This is a genomic window from uncultured Pseudokineococcus sp. (genome assembly GCF_947499845.1).
Taxonomy (GTDB): Bacteria; Actinomycetota; Actinomycetes; order Actinomycetales; family Quadrisphaeraceae; genus Pseudokineococcus.
In genome coordinates, this window is record NZ_CANMPM010000013.1 from 61,082 (window position 1) to 76,948 (window position 15,867).

The window sequence follows — 15,867 nt, forward strand, 5'->3', positions numbered from 1 at the left end:
ATCGCCGCGGTCCTCCGCGGCGCCGCCGCCCGTGGGAGCCCCGGCACTCTCACCTCCCCGCCGGTGCGACTGCGCCCGACCCTGTTCCCGGGCTCTCGCGCGACCGTCCGCGGACGGGCAGGTGGTCCCTGCCGGCCTCTGTGCGCCGGCGCACCCTGCGGCCTCCCGCGCCGCTGACGAGGGGGAAGGACCTTCGTGACAGACACCACCGACATCGCCCAGCCCGAGGCGCAGGGCGACGCCGCCCCGTCCCGCCGGGCCCCCCTGTCCCAGCTGCGGCTGGGGCAGCTGCAGGAGCTCGCGAGCTCGCTGGGCGTGCAGGGCACCGCGACGATGCGCAAGAGCGACCTGCTCGCCGCCATCCGCGCCGAGCAGGGCCCGTCGACGCGCGGCCGCCGCGCCGCGGCCCCCGCCGACGCCGACGCCCCCTCCCGCCCCGAGCAGAGCCGCCCCGAGCAGGCCCAGCCGCCGCAGCCCCGCCGCGGCGACGACGACGCGCCGGCCCAGGCCCCCGCGGCCGACCGGACCGCCGCTCCCGCGCAGGCCGCCGCTCCGGACGAGGCGCCCACGGGCCGCCGCGGCTCCCGCCCGCGCCGCGCCGAGCGGCCCGCCGGCGCCCCCGACACCCGTACCACCCCGGCGCAGGACGACGCCGCCCAGCGCGTCTCCCAGGAACGGGCTCAGCAGGACCGGGGCGGGGACGCAGCGACGGAGCGCCCGGCGCCCGAGGGCCACGGGTCGGCCGACGGCGGCCGGGAGGCCCGCGCCCCCCGCCGCGACCAGGACGGCCGCGACCGCGACCAGCAGGGCCAGCCGCAGGGCCGTGACCAGCAGGGCCGTGACCAGCAGGCGGGGTCGGCGCAGGGCGGCGACCGCCGCCTCGACGCGCGGGCCCAGCTCGAGCAGTCGCTCGACCTGCGCGAGCGCGCCCGTCACCGCCGCGGCGACGAGGCCGAGGACGAGCGCGGCGACCGCGCGCGCGGCCGCGACGACCGCCAGGACCGCGGCCGCGAGGACCGCTCCGAGCGCGGCGAGCGCCAGGACCGCGGGGACCGGCCGGACCGCGGCGCCGGCCAGGGCCAACAGGACCGCCAGGACCGCTCCGGAGGGCAGGACGACGACGACGAGCTCGGCGGCCGCCGCGGTCGTCGCGGCCGCTACCGCGACCGCAAGCGCCGCGGGCGCGGCGAGGGCGCTCCCGGCGGCGGGTCGGCGCCCGACGCCGAGCCGGAGGTGTCCGAGGGCGACGTCCTCGTGCCGGTGGCGGGCGTCCTCGACGTCCTCGACAGTTACGCCTTCGTGCGCACCTCGGGCTACCTGCCCGGGCCCAACGACGTCTACGTGACGCTCGCGCAGGTCAAGAAGCACGGGATGCGCAAGGGCGACGTCATCACCGGCGGCGCCCGGGCGAAGGGCGACGGCGACGGCGACGGGCAGGACGCCCCGAGCGGCAGCGGCCGCAGCGGCCGCCAGCAGCGCCAGCAGCGGGCCCAGAAGTTCAACCCGCTGGTGCGCGTGGACACGGTCAACGGCCTGCAGGCGGACGAGGCGCGCCGCCGCCCCGACTTCACCAAGCTCACCCCGCTGTACCCGCAGGACCGCCTGCGCCTGGAGACCGAGCGCGGGCACTACACCCAGCGCGTCATCGACCTCGTGGCGCCCATCGGCAAGGGCCAGCGCGGCCTCATCGTGGCGCCGCCCAAGGCCGGCAAGACGATCGTCATGCAGCAGATCGCCAACGCGATCACGCGCAACAACCCGGACGTCCACCTCATGGTCGTGCTCGTCGACGAGCGGCCCGAGGAGGTCACCGACATGCAGCGGACGGTGAAGGGCGAGGTCATCGCCTCGACCTTCGACCGCCCCGCCGAGGACCACACGACGGTCGCCGAGCTGGCCATCGAGCGGGCCAAGCGCCTCGTCGAGCTGGGGCACGACGTCGTCGTGCTGCTCGACTCGCTGACGCGCCTCTCGCGGGCCTACAACACCTCGGCCCCGGCGTCCGGGCGCATCCTCTCCGGCGGCATCGACGCCTCGGCGCTGTACCCGCCGAAGCGCTTCTTCGGCGCCGCCCGCAACATCGAGCACGGCGGCTCGCTGACGATCCTCGCCTCGGCGCTCGTCGAGACGGGCTCGAAGGCGGACGAGGTCATCTTCGAGGAGTTCAAGGGCACGGGGAACATGGAGCTGCGCCTGGCGCGGCACCTGGCCGACAAGCGCATCTTCCCGGCGGTCGACGTCAACGCCTCCGGCACGCGGCGCGAGGAGATCCTCATGTCGCCCGAGGAGCTCAAGGTCGTCTACAAGCTCCGCCGCGTGCTCGGCGCCCTGGACTCCACCCAGGCCATCGAGCTCGTCCTCGGCAAGCTGCGCGAGACCGGCAGCAACGCCGAGTTCCTCATGCAGGTCCAGCGGACGGCGCCCTCGGGCCCGGGCGGGGACCAGCGCAGCGAGCTCTCCCCGAGCTGACCGCAGCGGGCGGGCGCGGCGCGCGCCCGCCCGCTCCAGCCGCCCGGCCCGCCCGGGCGGCGGGAAGGCCGAGGCGCCCCCCGGCGTTGTGGGGGGTGGTCGAGGTCGTGGCACCATCGACCGCGCCGTCCCGGTTCACGTGCGCGCGCGACCAGCGCCGCACGACCCGGGGCACCGACGAGAGGACGCACCAGATGAAGGCCGGGCAGCACCCCGAGTACGTGACGACCACGGTGTCGTGCACGTGCGGCGAGACGTTCACCACGCGCAGCACCGACAAGAGCGGCGAGATCAAGGCCGACGTCTGCTCCGCGTGCCACCCGTTCTACACGGGCAAGCAGAAGATCCTGGACACCGGCGGCCGCGTGGCCCGGTTCCAGCAGCGCTACGGCAAGAAGGCCGGCGCCTCCAAGTAGGCCCGCCCCGACGGCGCCGGTCCGCCCCCTGCAGGGCGGGCCGGCGCCGTCGTCGCGTCCGGGCCCGTCCCGGGCGTCCCATCCCGCCACCCGCCCCGCCAGCTCGTCCCCCGCCCCAGCCCGCGACCCCGGAGGTCCCCGTGCGCGACGTCGTCGCCCCGCTCCTGGAGGAGCACGCCGCGCTCGAGCAGGAGCTGGCGGACCCGGCGCTGCACGCCGACCCGGCCCGCGCCCGGCGCGCCGGCCGCCGCTACGCCGAGCTGGGCGCGGTCGTCGCCGCCGAGGCCGCCTGGCGCGCCGCCGTCGACGACGCGGGGGCCGCCCGCGCGCTGGCGGCCGAGGACCCGGCCTTCGCCGAGGAGGTGCCCGCGCTCGAGGCGGCGGCCGAGGCCGCGGCGGAGCGACTGCGGCGCGTCCTCGTGCCGCGCGACCCCGACGACGCCCGCGACGTCATCCTCGAGGTCAAGGCGGGGGAGGGCGGCGAGGAGTCCGCGCTCTTCGCCGGCGACCTCGTGCGGATGTACCTGCGCCTCGCCGAGCGCCGCGGGTGGAGGGCCGAGCTGCTGGAGGCCGCGCCGTCCGACCTCGGCGGCTACAAGGAGGCGTCCCTGGCCGTCCGCGGCCGCGGCGGGGACCCGGCGACCGGCGTCTACGCCGCGCTGAAGTTCGAGGGCGGCGTCCACCGCGTGCAGCGGGTGCCGGTGACGGAGTCGGCGGGCCGCATCCACACCTCCGCCGCCGGGGTGCTCGTGCTCCCCGAGGTCGAGGACGTCGACGAGGTCGAGGTGTCGCCCGCGGACCTGCGCGTGGACGTCTTCCGCTCCTCGGGGCCGGGCGGGCAGAGCGTCAACACGACCGACTCCGCCGTGCGCATCACGCACCTGCCGAGCGGCCTCGTCGTCTCCTGCCAGAACGAGAAGAGCCAGCTGCAGAACCGCGAGCAGGCGCTGCGCATCCTGCGCGCCCGGCTGCGGGCGCTGGCGGCCGAGGAGGCCGCCGAGGCGGCGTCGGGGCTGCGGCGCGCGCAGGTGCGGACGGTGGACCGCTCCGAGCGGATCCGGACCTACAACTTCCCCGAGAACCGCATCAGCGACCACCGCACGGGGTACAAGGCGTACAACCTCGACGCCGTGCTGGACGGCGACCTCGACGCCGTCCTCGCCTCCTGCGCGCGGGCGGACGAGGACGCCCGGCTCGCCGCCGTGGAGACGTCCTGAGCACCTCCGGGACGGACCTGGCGGCGCTCCTGCGGGCGGCCGCGGGCCGGCTCGCGGCGGCGGGCGTCCCGAGCCCCCGCGCGGACGCGGAGGAGCTCCTGGCCCACGCGCTCGGCTCGACGCGGGGGGCCCTCGCGCTGGCCGCCCTGCGCGGCGACGACGGGCCGTCGCCGGACGTCCGGACGGCCTACGCGGCGCTCGTGGCCGCGCGGTGCGCGCGCAGGCCCCTGCAGCACCTCACGGGCCGCGCCCCCTTCCGGGGGCTCGAGCTGGCCGTCGGGCCGGGCGTCTTCGTCCCCCGGCCCGAGACCGAGGGCCTGGCGGGCGCGGCCGTGGACGCCGCCCGCGAGGTGGAGCGCGCCGAGGGCCGTCCCGCCGTCGTCGTCGACCTGTGCACGGGGTCGGGCGCCGTCGCGCTCGCCGTGGCGGCGGAGGTGCCGCGGGCGCGGGTCGTCGGCGTGGAGCTGAGCGAGGACGCCCTCGCCTGGGCCCGGCGCAACGTCGACGACCTCGGCGTCCGGCCGCCGCTGGCCGGCCGCCCGGGCGGGCCGGTCGAGGTCGTGGCCGGCGACGCCGGGAGCGCGCTGCCGGAGCTCGAGGGCCTCGTGGACGTCGTCGTCAGCAACCCGCCGTACATCCCGCCCGGCGCGGTGCCGGTCGACCCGGAGGTCCGCGAGCACGACCCGGGGGCGGCCCTCTACGGCGGCGGGGAGGACGGCCTCGAGGTGCCCCGGGCCGTCGTGGCGCGCGCCGCGGCCCTGCTGCGCCCGGGCGGCGTCGTCCTCGTCGAGCACGCCGAGGTCCAGCAGCCCGCGCTCCTCGCCGTCCTCGCCGGGCCGGCCTGGTCGGGCGCGACGGGCGCCGTCGACCTCACCGGGCGGCCCCGCTGGGTCCGCGCCGCGCGGGCGGACGGCGCCGCGCCGGCGCCGCCCGCCGCTCCCCGCTGACGCGCCCCGGGAGGCCCCGCGCGGTCGCGGCGAGCCCCCGCCTGCCGGAGCGGGCGGGCCGGGCGTGCCACGATGCGCGGTCGTGAGCACGCTCCACGACTGCCGCGAGCCCGAGGGGCGCGACGCGGGCCTGCGCCACGCCGTCGACGCCCTGAGCCGGGGCGAGCTCGTCGTGCTGCCCACCGACACCGTGTACGGCGTGGCGGCGGACGCCTTCGACGCCGACGCGGTGGCCGCGCTCCTCGCCGCCAAGGGCCGGGGGCGCTCGATGCCGCCGCCCGTGCTCGTCCACGACGCGCGCTCGGTCGACGCGCTCGTCGAGCGCTCCGCGAGCCGCGCGTCGTCCTCGGTCGACGACCTCGCGCAGGCCTTCTGGCCGGGGGGCCTGACGCTCGTCTGCTGGGCGCAGGGGTCGCTGCGGTGGGACCTCGGCGACACGGGCGGCACGGTGGCCGTGCGCGTCCCCGACGACGAGCTCACCCGGACCCTGCTCGCCGAGAGCGGGCCGCTCGCCGTCAGCAGCGCCAACCTCACGGGGCGCCCGCCGGGGGAGACCGCCGCCGCCTGCCGCGACCAGCTGGGGGACGCGGTCGCCTGCTACCTCGAGGACGGCGCGCGCGACGGCGGGGTGCCCTCGACCGTCCTCGACCTCACCGGGGCCCGCCCCGAGGTGCTGCGCGAGGGCGCCGTCAGCCTGGCCGAGCTGCGCCGCGTGGTGCCCGACGTGCGCGCCCCCCGCCGCCCCGAGCCGGAGCCGCAGCCCGAGCCCCAGCCCGAGTCCGAGCCCGAGTCCCAGCCCGAGGCGGACTCCCCGCCGGAGCCGGCGTCCGGGCCGGAGCCCGAGCCGCACCCGGCGGCGGAGGACGCCGGGGCCCCCGACCCGGTCGACGGCTCCGCCGACGAGCGGTGAGGGCCTACCTCCTCGTCCTCGTCACCGCGGCGGCGGTCACCTACCTGTGCACGCCGCTGGCCCGCCGCCTGGCCGAGCGCCTGGGCGCGATGTCGCCGGTGCGCGACCGCGACGTCCACAGCGTGCCGACGCCGCGCCTCGGGGGGACGGCGATGCTCGCCGGCCTCGCCGCGGCCGTCGTGCTGGGCAGCCAGCTGCCCTTCCTCGACGGCGTCTACGCCGAGTCCCGCGGGCCCTGGGCGGTCCTCGGGGCCGCCGCCCTCGTCTCCCTCCTCGGCGTCGCCGACGACGTCTGGGGCCTCGACGCGCTCGCCAAGCTGGGCGGGCAGGTGCTCGCGGCGTCCCTGCTCGCCTGGCAGGGCGTCCAGCTGCTCTCGCTGCCCGTCTTCGGCGTCACCGTCGGCTCGGGGCCGACGTTCTTCGCCCTCACCGTCGTCGCGGTGCTCGTCGCCGTCAACGCCGTGAACTTCATCGACGGCCTCGACGGCCTGGCCGCCGGCGTCATGCTCATCAGCGGGTCCGCGTTCTTCGTCTACACCTACCTGCTGAGCCAGGACGCGAGCCCGGAGGACTACTCGAACCTCGCCACGCTCGTCGTCGCGGCCCTCGTGGGGTGCTGCCTGGGCTTCCTGCCCCACAACCTCCACCCCGCGCGCATCTTCATGGGGGACTCCGGCTCGATGCTCCTCGGGCTGCTGCTCGCCGCCTCGGGCGTCGCGGCGTCGGGGGTGGACCCGACGGTCGTCTCGCGGGCGCAGGTCGTGCCCGTCTTCCTGCCCATCCTCCTGCCGCTCGCCGTGCTGCTCCTGCCGCTGCTGGACCTCGTGTGGGCGGTGGTGCGCCGCCTCGCCAAGGGGCAGTCGCCCTTCACCCCCGACCGCCTCCACCTGCACCACCGGCTGCTCGACCTCGGGCACAGCCACGGCCGGGCCGTCGGCGTCATGTACGCCTGGGCGGCCGTCATCTCCTTCGGGGCGGTCTCGACCGCCTTCGTGCCCCTGCCGCTGGCCCTGCCCGCGTGGGGGGCGGCGGTCGTCGTCGTCGTGGTGGTGACGCTCCGCATCCGCCGACGGCCGCCGAGCCCGGCGGCGGCCACGCTGGGCAGCGGGGGGCCGGGAGGCTGGTGATACCGTCCGGGACCAGGTGAGCAGGCTGGCGCGCGAGCGCCCGGATCGCCGCCGCCGCGGGCCCGAGGACGAGCGGGCGCGCCCGCCCTCGCCCACGGACGACGCGCTGGAGCCCCCGTTGTGAGCACCCACGGCAGCCCTCCCGGGGCCGTCGCCCCGCCGCCCGGGGCCTTCACCGGGATGCTGCGCGCCGCGCTCGTCCCCTCCCTCGTCGCCGGCGCCGCGTGCGCCGTGGTGGCGCTCGTGACCTCCGGCCTCGCGGGGCTGGTCGCGGCGCTGGTCGGGGTGGCGCTCGTCGTCCTCTTCTTCGGCAGCACCCTCGTCGTGCTGGGACGCACCGCCCGGACGTCGCCGCAGCTCGTCATGGTCGTCGCCCTCGGCACCTACACCGCCAAGGTCGTGCTCCTCGCGGTCGCCTTCGTGCTCCTGGCCCGGCTGACCGACCTGCCGGGGCCGGCCCTCGGGCTCACGACGATCGTCGTCACCACCGTCTGGCTCGGGTTCGAGCTGCGGGGCTTCCTGCGGGCGCGCCACCCCGTCGTGGACGAGCCGCGCCCGGGCGCCGGGTCGGGCACCGGGCCGGGCGTCGACGGCGGGGGGAGTGGTCGGTGACGCGCCGCAGCGCTGCTAGCGTCATCCCCACCATGGCCGACGACGACAGCCGCCGACCCGCCCCCGGCACCACCGGTGCCGCCAGGGCCCCCGCGACCCCCACGAGCCCCGCCGAGCGGGCCTCGAGCGACGGTCGCGACGACGTCTGGGGCGCCTCGTCCTACCTCGTCGCCGGCCCCCTGACCTTCGGGGCCATCGGCTTCGGCCTGGACCGCCTGCTGGGGACCTCGTTCCTGGCGCCGGTCGGCATCATCGGCGGCATCGTGCTCGCCGTCTGGTACGTGTGGTTCCGCTACGGTGTCGGGCGCGACGCGCCCGCCTCGCGCCCCGCCGGTCCGCCGGCGGGCGAGCAGCGCGCTCGCTCGAGCCACTCGCACCCCCGTACCCACGACGACGTCCGCGCGGAGGAGACGACGTGAGCCCGGAACTGCAGGCCCCTCTGCTCGCATCAGGCAGCCACGAGTTCGAGGCGCCCAGCACCGAGATCTTCTGGCAGCCGCTCTTCGGCACCGAGGGCGCGCTCGCGATCACGCGGCCGTCGATCCTCGCCCTCATCTCGGTCGTCATCGTCGTCGGGCTGCTGCTCGCCGGGACCCGGCGGCTGTCGGTCGTCCCCGGCAAGGGGCAGATGGCCGTCGAGGGCGTCTACAACCTCGTGCGCAACACGGTGGCGCGCGACATCATCGGCGAGCACCACTTCCGCCGGTACATCCCGCTGCTGTTCGCGCTCTTCGCGTTCATCTACGTCAACAACCTCTTCGGCGCCCTCCCGCCGTTCCAGTACCCGACGATGGGGCGCATCGCCTTCCCCATCGTCCTGGCGCTGCTGGTCTACGTCGTCTACCACGCGGTCGGGATCTCGCGGAAGGGCGTCGGCGGCTACCTCAAGGGCCTCGTGCCGAGCGGGCTGCCCGCCTGGATCGTGCCGGTCGTCTTCCTGCTCGAGGTCGTCACCTACTTCGTGACCCGGCCGGTGACCCTGGCCCTGCGGCTCTTCGGCAACATGTTCGCGGGCCACATCATCCTCGTGCTCTTCATCAGCGGCGCCGAGTACATGCTCATCGACGGCGGGCTGCTGCTGAAGGTCGTGTCGATCCCGACCTTCCTCATGGCCTTCCTCATGACGCTGTTCGAGCTGCTCGTGCAGTTCCTGCAGGCCTACGTCTTCGTGCTGCTGTCCGCGACCTACATCGCGGACGCCTACGCCGAGGAGCACTGAGCGCGCCCCGCGCGCCCCACAGACCGCACCACCCGCTGGAGAGCCCCACCGCCAGCAGCACCACCGCACCACCACGGACCACCCGGGCGCACACCGCGTCGCGGCACCACGGAAGGAAGTTGGAGAGGACCATGACCGGAGACCTCGCGATCGTCGGCTACGGCCTGTCGGCCATCGGCCCCGGCGTCGGGATCGGCCTGATCTTCGCCGCCTACATCAACGGCGTCGCCCGCCAGCCCGAGGCCCGCGGCATGCTGCAGAGCATCGCCATCCTCGGCTTCGCCCTCGCCGAGGCGCTGGCCATCTTCGGCATCGCCCTGGCGTTCGTCTTCGCCGGCAACTGACCGAGCCCAGCTCGCCACCCATCCCGCACCGGGCTCAGGAGGAGCAGTGAACCTCGCCGCCACCGCGGTGCTCGCCACGGCGGAGTCCGACCCGCCCGGCGACCCGCTCTACCCGATCCTCCCGCACCTCGGGGAGCTGATCTTCGGGGTCATCGCCTTCGCGATCGTCCTCTTCGTCGTCGCGAAGAAGGTCGTGCCGCGCCTCGAGGAGGTCTACGCGGAGCGCCGTGCGGCCATCGAGGGCGGCGTCGAGAAGGCCGAGCGGGCTCAGCAGGAGGCCGAGCGCACCCTCGCCGAGTACAAGCAGCAGCTCGCGGACGCCCGCGAGGAGGCCGGCCGCATCCGCGAGGAGGCGCGCGCCCAGGGCGCGCAGATCCTCGAGGAGATGCGCCAGCGGGCCGAGGCCGAGGCGCAGCGCGTCACGGAGTCGGCCCAGCGCCAGATCGCCTCCGAGCGCCAGCAGGCCGCTCTGTCGCTGCGCACGGAGGTCGGCGGCCTCGCCACCGAGCTCGCCTCACGCATCGTCGGGGAGTCCCTGCACGACGAGGCGCGCCAGTCGCGCGTCGTCGACCGCTTCCTCGAGGACCTCGAGCGGGGCGAGCGCACCGGCGGGTCGCACCGGGCGGCCGCACCCAGCGGCCAGGGCGCCTGATGCGCGGGGCGAGCCGCACCTCGCTCGGCGCGGTGACCGACGACGTCCGCCCGGTGCTGGAGGGCGCGCGGGGCACCGACCTCGGGGAGCAGCTGTTCGGCGTCGTCGACGTGCTCGACTCCTCGGGCCCGCTCCGGCGGGCGCTGACGGACCCGGCGCGCGAGGCGTCGGACCGCACGGCCCTCGCCGAGCGGCTCCTCGGCGGGCGGGTCGGCGGCGAGGCGATGGACGTCGTCCGCCGGCTCGTCGGCGGCCGCTGGTCGGCGTCGCGCGACCTGCCCGACGCCGTCGAGCAGCTGGCCGTCCTCGCCACGGTGTCCGGGGCCTCGCAGGCCGACGACTCCGGTGACGGGGTCGACCGCGTCGAGGAGGAGCTGTTCCGCGTCGAGCGGCTGCTCTCCGGCGACCGCGCGCTGCGGGCGGCGGTCGCCGACCGCTACGCCCCGGACGACGCGCGGACCGGCCTCCTCGAGCGCCTCCTCGGCGACAGGGTGGCGCCGGGCACCCTCCTGCTCGTGCGCCGAGCCGCCGTCCGCTCGCGCGGGCTGACGCCCGAGCGGGCGCTCTCGCACTACGGCGAGCTCGCGGCCGAGTGGCGCCGGCGCGTCGTGGCGCTCGTCACGACCGCCGTCCCGCTGCGCGACGACCAGCGCCAGCGGCTGGTCGACCTCCTCAGCCGCCAGTACGGCCGGGCGGTCCACGTCGACTCGGCCGTGGACCCGGGCGTCGTCGGCGGCGTCCGCCTCGAGGTGGGCGGCGAGCTCGTCGACAGCACCGTCTCCTCGCGCCTCGACGAGACCCGGCGTCGCCTCGCCCGCTGAGGCGGGGGACGATCGCCGGGACGAGCACCACCAGCACCACGAGCAGCACCCGCGGGGCCGCCGGCGCCGCGCCGAGCACCAGCCGCTGCGGCGGCCCGAGCGACCCGAGCCACACGAGAAGGAGCACCCCCATGGCGGAGCTGACGATCCGGCCCGAGGAGATCCGCGACGCGCTGGACTCCTTCGTCCAGTCCTTCGACCCCTCCGGCGTCGACCGCGAGGAGGTCGGGCGCGTCACCGAGACCGCGGACGGCATCGCCCGTGTCGAGGGCCTCCCCAGCGCGATGGCCAACGAGCTGCTGCGCTTCGAGGACGGCACCCTCGGCCTGGCGCTCAACCTCGACGTCCGCGAGATCGGCGTCGTCATCCTCGGCGACTACAGCGGCATCGAGGAGGGCCAGGCCGTGCACCGCACGCGCGAGGTCCTCTCGGTGCCGGTGGGCGACGCCTACCTCGGTCGCGTCGTCGACCCGCTTGGCAACCCGATCGACGGCCAGGGCGAGATCGAGGCGGAGACCCGTCGCGCGCTCGAGCTCCAGGCGCCCACGGTCGTCCAGCGCAAGTCGGTGCACGAGCCCCTGCAGACGGGCATCAAGGCCATCGACGCCATGACGCCGATCGGCCGCGGCCAGCGCCAGCTCATCATCGGCGACCGCCAGACCGGCAAGTCCGCGGTGGCGCTCGACACGATCATCAACCAGCGCGCCAACTGGGAGTCGGGCGACCCGACCAAGCAGGTCCGCTGCGTCTACGTCGCCATCGGCCAGAAGGGCTCGACCATCCAGGCGGTGCGCGGCTCGCTCGAGGCCGCCGGCGCCATGGAGTACACGACGATCGTCGCGGCCCCGGCCTCCGACCCGGCGGGCTTCAAGTACGTCGCCCCCTACACCGGCTCGGCCATCGGCCAGCACTGGATGTACGCGGGCAAGCACGTCCTCATCGTCTTCGACGACCTGTCCAAGCAGGCCGACGCCTACCGCGCCGTCTCGCTGCTGCTGCGCCGCCCGCCGGGCCGCGAGGCCTACCCGGGCGACGTCTTCTACCTGCACTCCCGGCTCCTCGAGCGCTGCGCGAAGCTCAGCGACGAGATGGGCGGCGGCTCGATGACCGGCCTTCCGATCATCGAGACCAAGGGCAACGACGTCTCGGCGTTCATCCCCACCAACGTCATCTCCATCACCGACGGCCAGATCTTCCTGGAGTCGGACCTCTTCAACGCCAACCAGCGCCCGGCGGTCAACGTCGGCGTCTCGGTGAGCCGGGTCGGCGGCGACGCCCAGACCAAGGCCGTGAAGAAGGTCTCCGGCACGCTGAAGATCGACCTGGCGCAGTTCCGCTCGCTCGAGGCCTTCGCGATGTTCGCCTCGGACCTCGACGCGGCGTCCCGCCAGCAGCTGGGCCGCGGCCAGCGCCTCATGGAGCTGCTCAAGCAGCCCCAGTTCTCCCCGTACCCCTTCGAGGAGGAGGCCGTGTCCATCTGGATGGGCACCAAGGGCGTGCTGGACGACGTCCCGGTGGAGGACGTGCGCCGCTTCGAGTCCGAGGTCCTCGAGATGCTGCGCGGCGGGGACGTGCTGCGCACCATCCGCGAGACGGGTCGGCTCGAGGACGACACGACGGACGAGCTCGAGCGCCAGGTCCGCGACTTCAAGAAGGGCTTCCGCCCGACGTCGGACGCGCCCGTCGAGGCCGAGGACGTCGAGGCGAGCGACGCCGACGAGGAGTCGCAGGAGCGGATCGTCCGCCAGAAGCGCTGAGGCGCGTCCCCCGGCGGCCCCGCGAGGGGCCGCCGGGGACGGCCCGTCCGCCCCGGGGGGCCGCGCGCGACGCCGGGACGGGCACCACCCACCACGCAGGAGGAGCAGGACCGTGGCAGGCCAGCAGAGGGTCTACAAGCAGCGGATCGGGTCGACGAAGTCGATGCAGCAGATCTTCCGCGCCATGGAGCTCATCGCCACGTCCCGCATCGCGCGGGCGCGGCAGGCGGTGACGGCGTCGACCCCGTACGCCCGGGCCATCACGCGGGCGGTGTCGGCGGTGGCGACCTACTCCGACGCCGACCACCCGCTGACGACCGAGCGCGCCGAGGTGCGCCGCTCCGCCGTCGTCGTCGTGACGAGCGACCGCGGCATGGCGGGGGCCTACTCGGCGAGCGTGCTGCGCGAGGCGGAGCGCCTCGTCGCGCGGCTGCGCGAGGAGGGCCGCGAGCCCGTCCTCTACGTCGTGGGGCGCAAGGGCGTGGCGTACTACCGGTTCCGTCGGCGCGACCTCGCGGGGCAGTGGAGCGGCTTCTCCGAGTCGCCGATGTACGACGACGCCCGCCAGATCGGCGAGGAGCTCGTCGAGCAGTTCGTCCGCAGCTCGCAGCCGGAGGACGGGGGCGAGCCCGGCGTCGACGAGATCCACGTCGTGTCCACGGCCTTCGTCAGCATGGTGACCCAGACGCCGCAGGTGAACCGCCTGCTCCCGCTGGAGGTCGTCGAGGGGGTGGAGCCGCCGAGCTCGGACGAGCTCCTGCCGCTCTACGAGTTCGAGCCGTCGGGGGAGCAGGTGCTCGACGCCCTCCTGCCCCGCTACATCACGAGCCGCCTGCACAACGCGCTGCTGCAGGCCGCGGCCAGCGAGCACGCGGCCCGCCAGCGCGCCATGAAGACGGCCGGCGACAACGCCGAGGACCTCGTGAAGATGTACACGCGCCTCGCCAACCAGGCCCGGCAGGCGGAGATCACCCAGGAGATCACGGAGATCGTGGGCGGCGCCGACGCGCTGGCCGCGTCCTCCAGCTCGTGACGCCCCGCCCCCAGCACCCGCATCCGCCCGGCCCCCCGGGCGCCACCGGCACGGCCGAAGGAGAGCACCGCACATGACCGCCACCGCCACCGAGACCCCGTCCACGAGCGGCGCGGCCGCCACCGGGCGCGTCAGCCGCGTCATCGGGCCCGTCGTCGACGTCGAGTTCCCCCCGGACGGCGTCCCCGAGATCAACAACGCCCTGACGATCTCCTACGACCTCATGGGCACGCAGACGTCCATGACGCTCGAGGTGGCCCAGCACCTCGGTGACGGGCTCGTGCGCGCCATCGCGCTCAAGCCCTCCGACGGCCTGGTCCGCGGCACGGAGGTGCAGGACACCGGCAGCCCCATCACGGTGCCGGTCGGCGACGTCACCCTCGGCCACGTCTTCGACGTCACGGGCAACGTCCTCAACCTCGAGGAGGGCGAGCGCCTCGAGATCACCGAGCGCTGGCCCATCCACCGCCAGGCGCCCGCCTTCGACCAGCTCGAGTCGAAGACGCAGATGTTCGAGACGGGCATCAAGTCGATCGACCTCCTCACCCCCTACGTGCAGGGCGGGAAGATCGGCCTCTTCGGCGGTGCGGGGGTCGGCAAGACCGTCCTCATCCAGGAGATGATCCAGCGCGTCGCCCAGAACCACGGCGGTGTGTCGGTCTTCGCCGGGGTCGGCGAGCGCACCCGCGAGGGCAACGACCTCATCGGGGAGATGGCCGAGGCCGGCGTCTTCGACAAGACGGCCCTCGTCTTCGGCCAGATGGACGAGCCGCCGGGCACCCGCCTGCGCGTCGCCCTGTCCGCCCTCACGATGGCGGAGTACTTCCGCGACGTGCAGAACCAGGACGTCCTGCTCTTCATCGACAACATCTTCCGCTTCACGCAGGCGGGCTCCGAGGTGTCGACCCTCCTGGGCCGCATGCCCTCGGCGGTCGGCTACCAGCCGAACCTCGCCGACGAGATGGGCGTGCTCCAGGAGCGCATCACCTCCACGCGGGGCCACTCGATCACCTCGCTGCAGGCGATCTACGTGCCGGCCGACGACTACACCGACCCGGCCCCGGCCACGACGTTCGCGCACCTCGACGCGACGACGGAGCTGTCCCGCGAGATCGCCTCGCGCGGCCTGTACCCGGCCATCGACCCGCTGACCTCGACGTCGCGGATCCTCGACCCGCAGTACATCTCGCGCGAGCACTACGAGACGGCGACCGCGGTCAAGCAGATCCTCCAGCGCAACAAGGAGCTGCAGGACATCATCGCCATCCTCGGCGTCGACGAGCTCTCCGAGGACGACAAGGTCATCGTCAACCGCGCCCGCCGCATCCAGCAGTTCCTCTCCCAGAACACCTACATGGCGGAGAAGTTCACGGGCGTCGAGGGCTCCACGGTGCCGCTGGACGAGACGGTCGAGTCCTTCAAGCGGATCACCGAGGGCAAGTACGACCAGGTGGCCGAGCAGGCGTTCTTCAACGTCGGCGGCATCGAGGACGTCGAGCGCAACTGGGACCGCATCCAGAAGGAGACCGGCGCCTGATGGCCGACCTCCACGTCGAGCTCGTCTCCGCCGAGCGCCAGGTCTGGGCGGGAGGCGCCTCGCGCCTGAGCGTGCGCACCGTCGAGGGCGAGATCGGCGTCCTGCCGGGCCACGAGCCGATCCTCGCCGTGCTCGCCGACGGCGAGGTCCGCATCGAGGCCACGGAGGGCGAGTCGATGAGGGTCCGCATCGGCGGGGGCTTCCTGTCCGTCGACCACGACCGCGCCGTCGTCGTGGCGGAGGACGTCGACCTCGAGGGAGCCGCGGGCTCCGCCGGCCGCTGAGGACGGGGCGGGCGGCGGCGTGGACTCGGTGCTGCTGCCGCTCGAGCTCGCCCTCGCCGTCCTCGTCCTCGTGGCCGTGGGCGTGCTGCTCGTCTCGCTGAGGCGCCGGGTGATCACCCGGCGCCTCGGCGCGTTCGACTGCTCCGCGCGCCGCGACGGCGGGCGCTGGGTCCTCGGCGTGGCCGGCTTCCGCCGCGACGACATGGCCTGGTACCGCGTCTTCGGCGTGGACGTCGGCGGCGGGCGCACGTGGGACCGCCGCGAGATGGAGGTCCTGCGCCGCCGCCGCCCCGAGGGCGCCGAGGCCTTCGCCGTGCTGCCCGACGCCGTCGTCGTCGAGTGCCGGCACCGCGAGGAGCGTCTCGAGCTCGCCATGAGCGAGGAGGCCTACACCGGCTTCGCCTCCTGGCTCGAGAGCTCGCCCCCCGGGTACCGCGCCGACGTCGCCTGACGGCGGCCTCCGGAGAGGGGGCCTCGGCGAGGCGGCCGGGGGAGCGCGGGCTGTGGCGCAGGGCGGCTGTC

17 protein-coding genes are annotated in these 15,867 nt (G+C 75.4%); all 17 read left to right on the plus strand.

Annotated features, from left to right (window positions below):
- The first annotated feature begins 213 nt into the window (after positions 1-213).
- The 17 genes from rho (at position 214) to Q0789_RS12585 (ending at position 15,796) form a co-directional block, all read left to right on the plus strand.
- Positions 214-2,469: a transcription termination factor Rho gene (rho, locus tag Q0789_RS12505; protein ID WP_366917731.1), complete on the plus strand. Its 2,256-nt coding sequence runs from the start codon at positions 214-216 to the stop codon at positions 2,467-2,469.
- 194 nt (positions 2,470-2,663) lie between these two features.
- Complete coding sequence (gene rpmE / locus Q0789_RS12510) at positions 2,664-2,885, plus strand: 50S ribosomal protein L31 (protein WP_171204318.1); 222 nt, start codon at positions 2,664-2,666, stop codon at positions 2,883-2,885.
- Between the two features lie 140 nt (positions 2,886-3,025).
- A complete protein-coding gene (prfA, locus tag Q0789_RS12515; RefSeq protein WP_298805685.1) occupies positions 3,026-4,102 on the plus strand; it encodes a peptide chain release factor 1 in 1,077 nt (358 codons plus the stop codon).
- Between the two features lie 29 nt (positions 4,103-4,131).
- Positions 4,132-5,049: a peptide chain release factor N(5)-glutamine methyltransferase gene (gene prmC, locus Q0789_RS12520; protein ID WP_298805737.1), complete on the plus strand. Its 918-nt coding sequence runs from the start codon at positions 4,132-4,134 to the stop codon at positions 5,047-5,049.
- Positions 5,050-5,131: 82 nt separating this feature from the next.
- Positions 5,132-5,959 (plus strand): L-threonylcarbamoyladenylate synthase, encoded by an 828-nt coding sequence (locus Q0789_RS12525; protein WP_298805687.1) that lies wholly within the window; start codon positions 5,132-5,134, stop codon positions 5,957-5,959.
- Positions 5,956-7,086: a glycosyltransferase family 4 protein gene (locus Q0789_RS12530; protein WP_171202269.1), complete on the plus strand. Its 1,131-nt coding sequence runs from the start codon at positions 5,956-5,958 to the stop codon at positions 7,084-7,086. Before Q0789_RS12525 ends, Q0789_RS12530 begins: the two co-directional genes overlap by 4 nt.
- Before the next feature lie 120 nt (positions 7,087-7,206).
- Positions 7,207-7,698 (plus strand): hypothetical protein, encoded by a 492-nt coding sequence (locus Q0789_RS12535; RefSeq protein WP_298805690.1) that lies wholly within the window; start codon positions 7,207-7,209, stop codon positions 7,696-7,698.
- 32 nt (positions 7,699-7,730) lie between these two features.
- On the plus strand, positions 7,731-8,117 hold the full coding sequence (locus Q0789_RS12540) for an AtpZ/AtpI family protein (RefSeq protein WP_298805691.1): 387 nt from the start codon (positions 7,731-7,733) through the stop codon (positions 8,115-8,117).
- On the plus strand, positions 8,114-8,917 hold the full coding sequence (gene atpB, locus Q0789_RS12545; protein ID WP_298805693.1) for a F0F1 ATP synthase subunit A: 804 nt from the start codon (positions 8,114-8,116) through the stop codon (positions 8,915-8,917). The genes Q0789_RS12540 and atpB overlap by 4 nt, the downstream gene beginning before the upstream one ends.
- A gap of 131 nt (positions 8,918-9,048) precedes the next feature.
- Positions 9,049-9,261 carry an ATP synthase F0 subunit C gene (atpE, locus tag Q0789_RS12550; RefSeq protein ID WP_171202271.1) on the plus strand — a complete coding sequence of 71 codons (213 nt, stop codon included), beginning with the start codon at positions 9,049-9,051 and terminating at the stop codon, positions 9,259-9,261.
- A 46-nt stretch (positions 9,262-9,307) separates the two neighbouring features.
- Positions 9,308-9,913 (plus strand): F0F1 ATP synthase subunit B, encoded by a 606-nt coding sequence (locus tag Q0789_RS12555; protein WP_298805696.1) that lies wholly within the window; start codon positions 9,308-9,310, stop codon positions 9,911-9,913.
- Positions 9,913-10,734, plus strand: a complete 822-nt coding sequence (locus tag Q0789_RS12560) for a F0F1 ATP synthase subunit delta (protein ID WP_298805698.1) — start codon at positions 9,913-9,915, stop codon at positions 10,732-10,734. Before Q0789_RS12555 ends, Q0789_RS12560 begins: the two co-directional genes overlap by 1 nt.
- 131 nt (positions 10,735-10,865) lie before the next feature.
- Entirely contained in the window at positions 10,866-12,491 is a 1,626-nt protein-coding gene (atpA, locus tag Q0789_RS12565) for a F0F1 ATP synthase subunit alpha (protein ID WP_298805700.1), read from the plus strand.
- Positions 12,492-12,603: 112 nt separating this feature from the next.
- Positions 12,604-13,524, plus strand: a complete 921-nt coding sequence (locus Q0789_RS12570; RefSeq protein WP_298805702.1) for a F0F1 ATP synthase subunit gamma — start codon at positions 12,604-12,606, stop codon at positions 13,522-13,524.
- Positions 13,525-13,597: 73 nt separating this feature from the next.
- A complete protein-coding gene (gene atpD / locus Q0789_RS12575) occupies positions 13,598-15,061 on the plus strand; it encodes a F0F1 ATP synthase subunit beta (RefSeq protein WP_171202275.1) in 1,464 nt (487 codons plus the stop codon).
- A complete protein-coding gene (locus Q0789_RS12580; RefSeq protein WP_298805705.1) occupies positions 15,061-15,345 on the plus strand; it encodes a F0F1 ATP synthase subunit epsilon in 285 nt (94 codons plus the stop codon). Before atpD ends, Q0789_RS12580 begins: the two co-directional genes overlap by 1 nt.
- Positions 15,346-15,373: 28 nt before the next feature.
- Positions 15,374-15,796, plus strand: a complete 423-nt coding sequence (locus tag Q0789_RS12585; protein WP_171202284.1) for a DUF2550 domain-containing protein — start codon at positions 15,374-15,376, stop codon at positions 15,794-15,796.
- Positions 15,797-15,867: the final 71 nt, after the last annotated feature.

What these genes read in the sequence shown, in the direction of transcription:
- Q0789_RS12560 (WP_298805698.1), top strand. Translation starts at nt 9,913, where the DNA reads ATGCGCGGGGCGAGCCGCACCTCGCTCGGCGCGGTGACCGACGACGTC.
- atpE (WP_171202271.1), top strand. Translation starts at nt 9,049, where the DNA reads ATGACCGGAGACCTCGCGATCGTCGGCTACGGCCTGTCGGCCATCGGC.
- atpD (WP_171202275.1), top strand. Translation starts at nt 13,598, where the DNA reads ATGACCGCCACCGCCACCGAGACCCCGTCCACGAGCGGCGCGGCCGCC.
- atpA (WP_298805700.1), top strand. Translation starts at nt 10,866, where the DNA reads ATGGCGGAGCTGACGATCCGGCCCGAGGAGATCCGCGACGCGCTGGAC.
- rpmE (WP_171204318.1), top strand. Translation starts at nt 2,664, where the DNA reads ATGAAGGCCGGGCAGCACCCCGAGTACGTGACGACCACGGTGTCGTGC.
- Q0789_RS12580 (WP_298805705.1), top strand. Translation starts at nt 15,061, where the DNA reads ATGGCCGACCTCCACGTCGAGCTCGTCTCCGCCGAGCGCCAGGTCTGG.
- Q0789_RS12540 (WP_298805691.1), top strand. Translation starts at nt 7,731, where the DNA reads ATGGCCGACGACGACAGCCGCCGACCCGCCCCCGGCACCACCGGTGCC.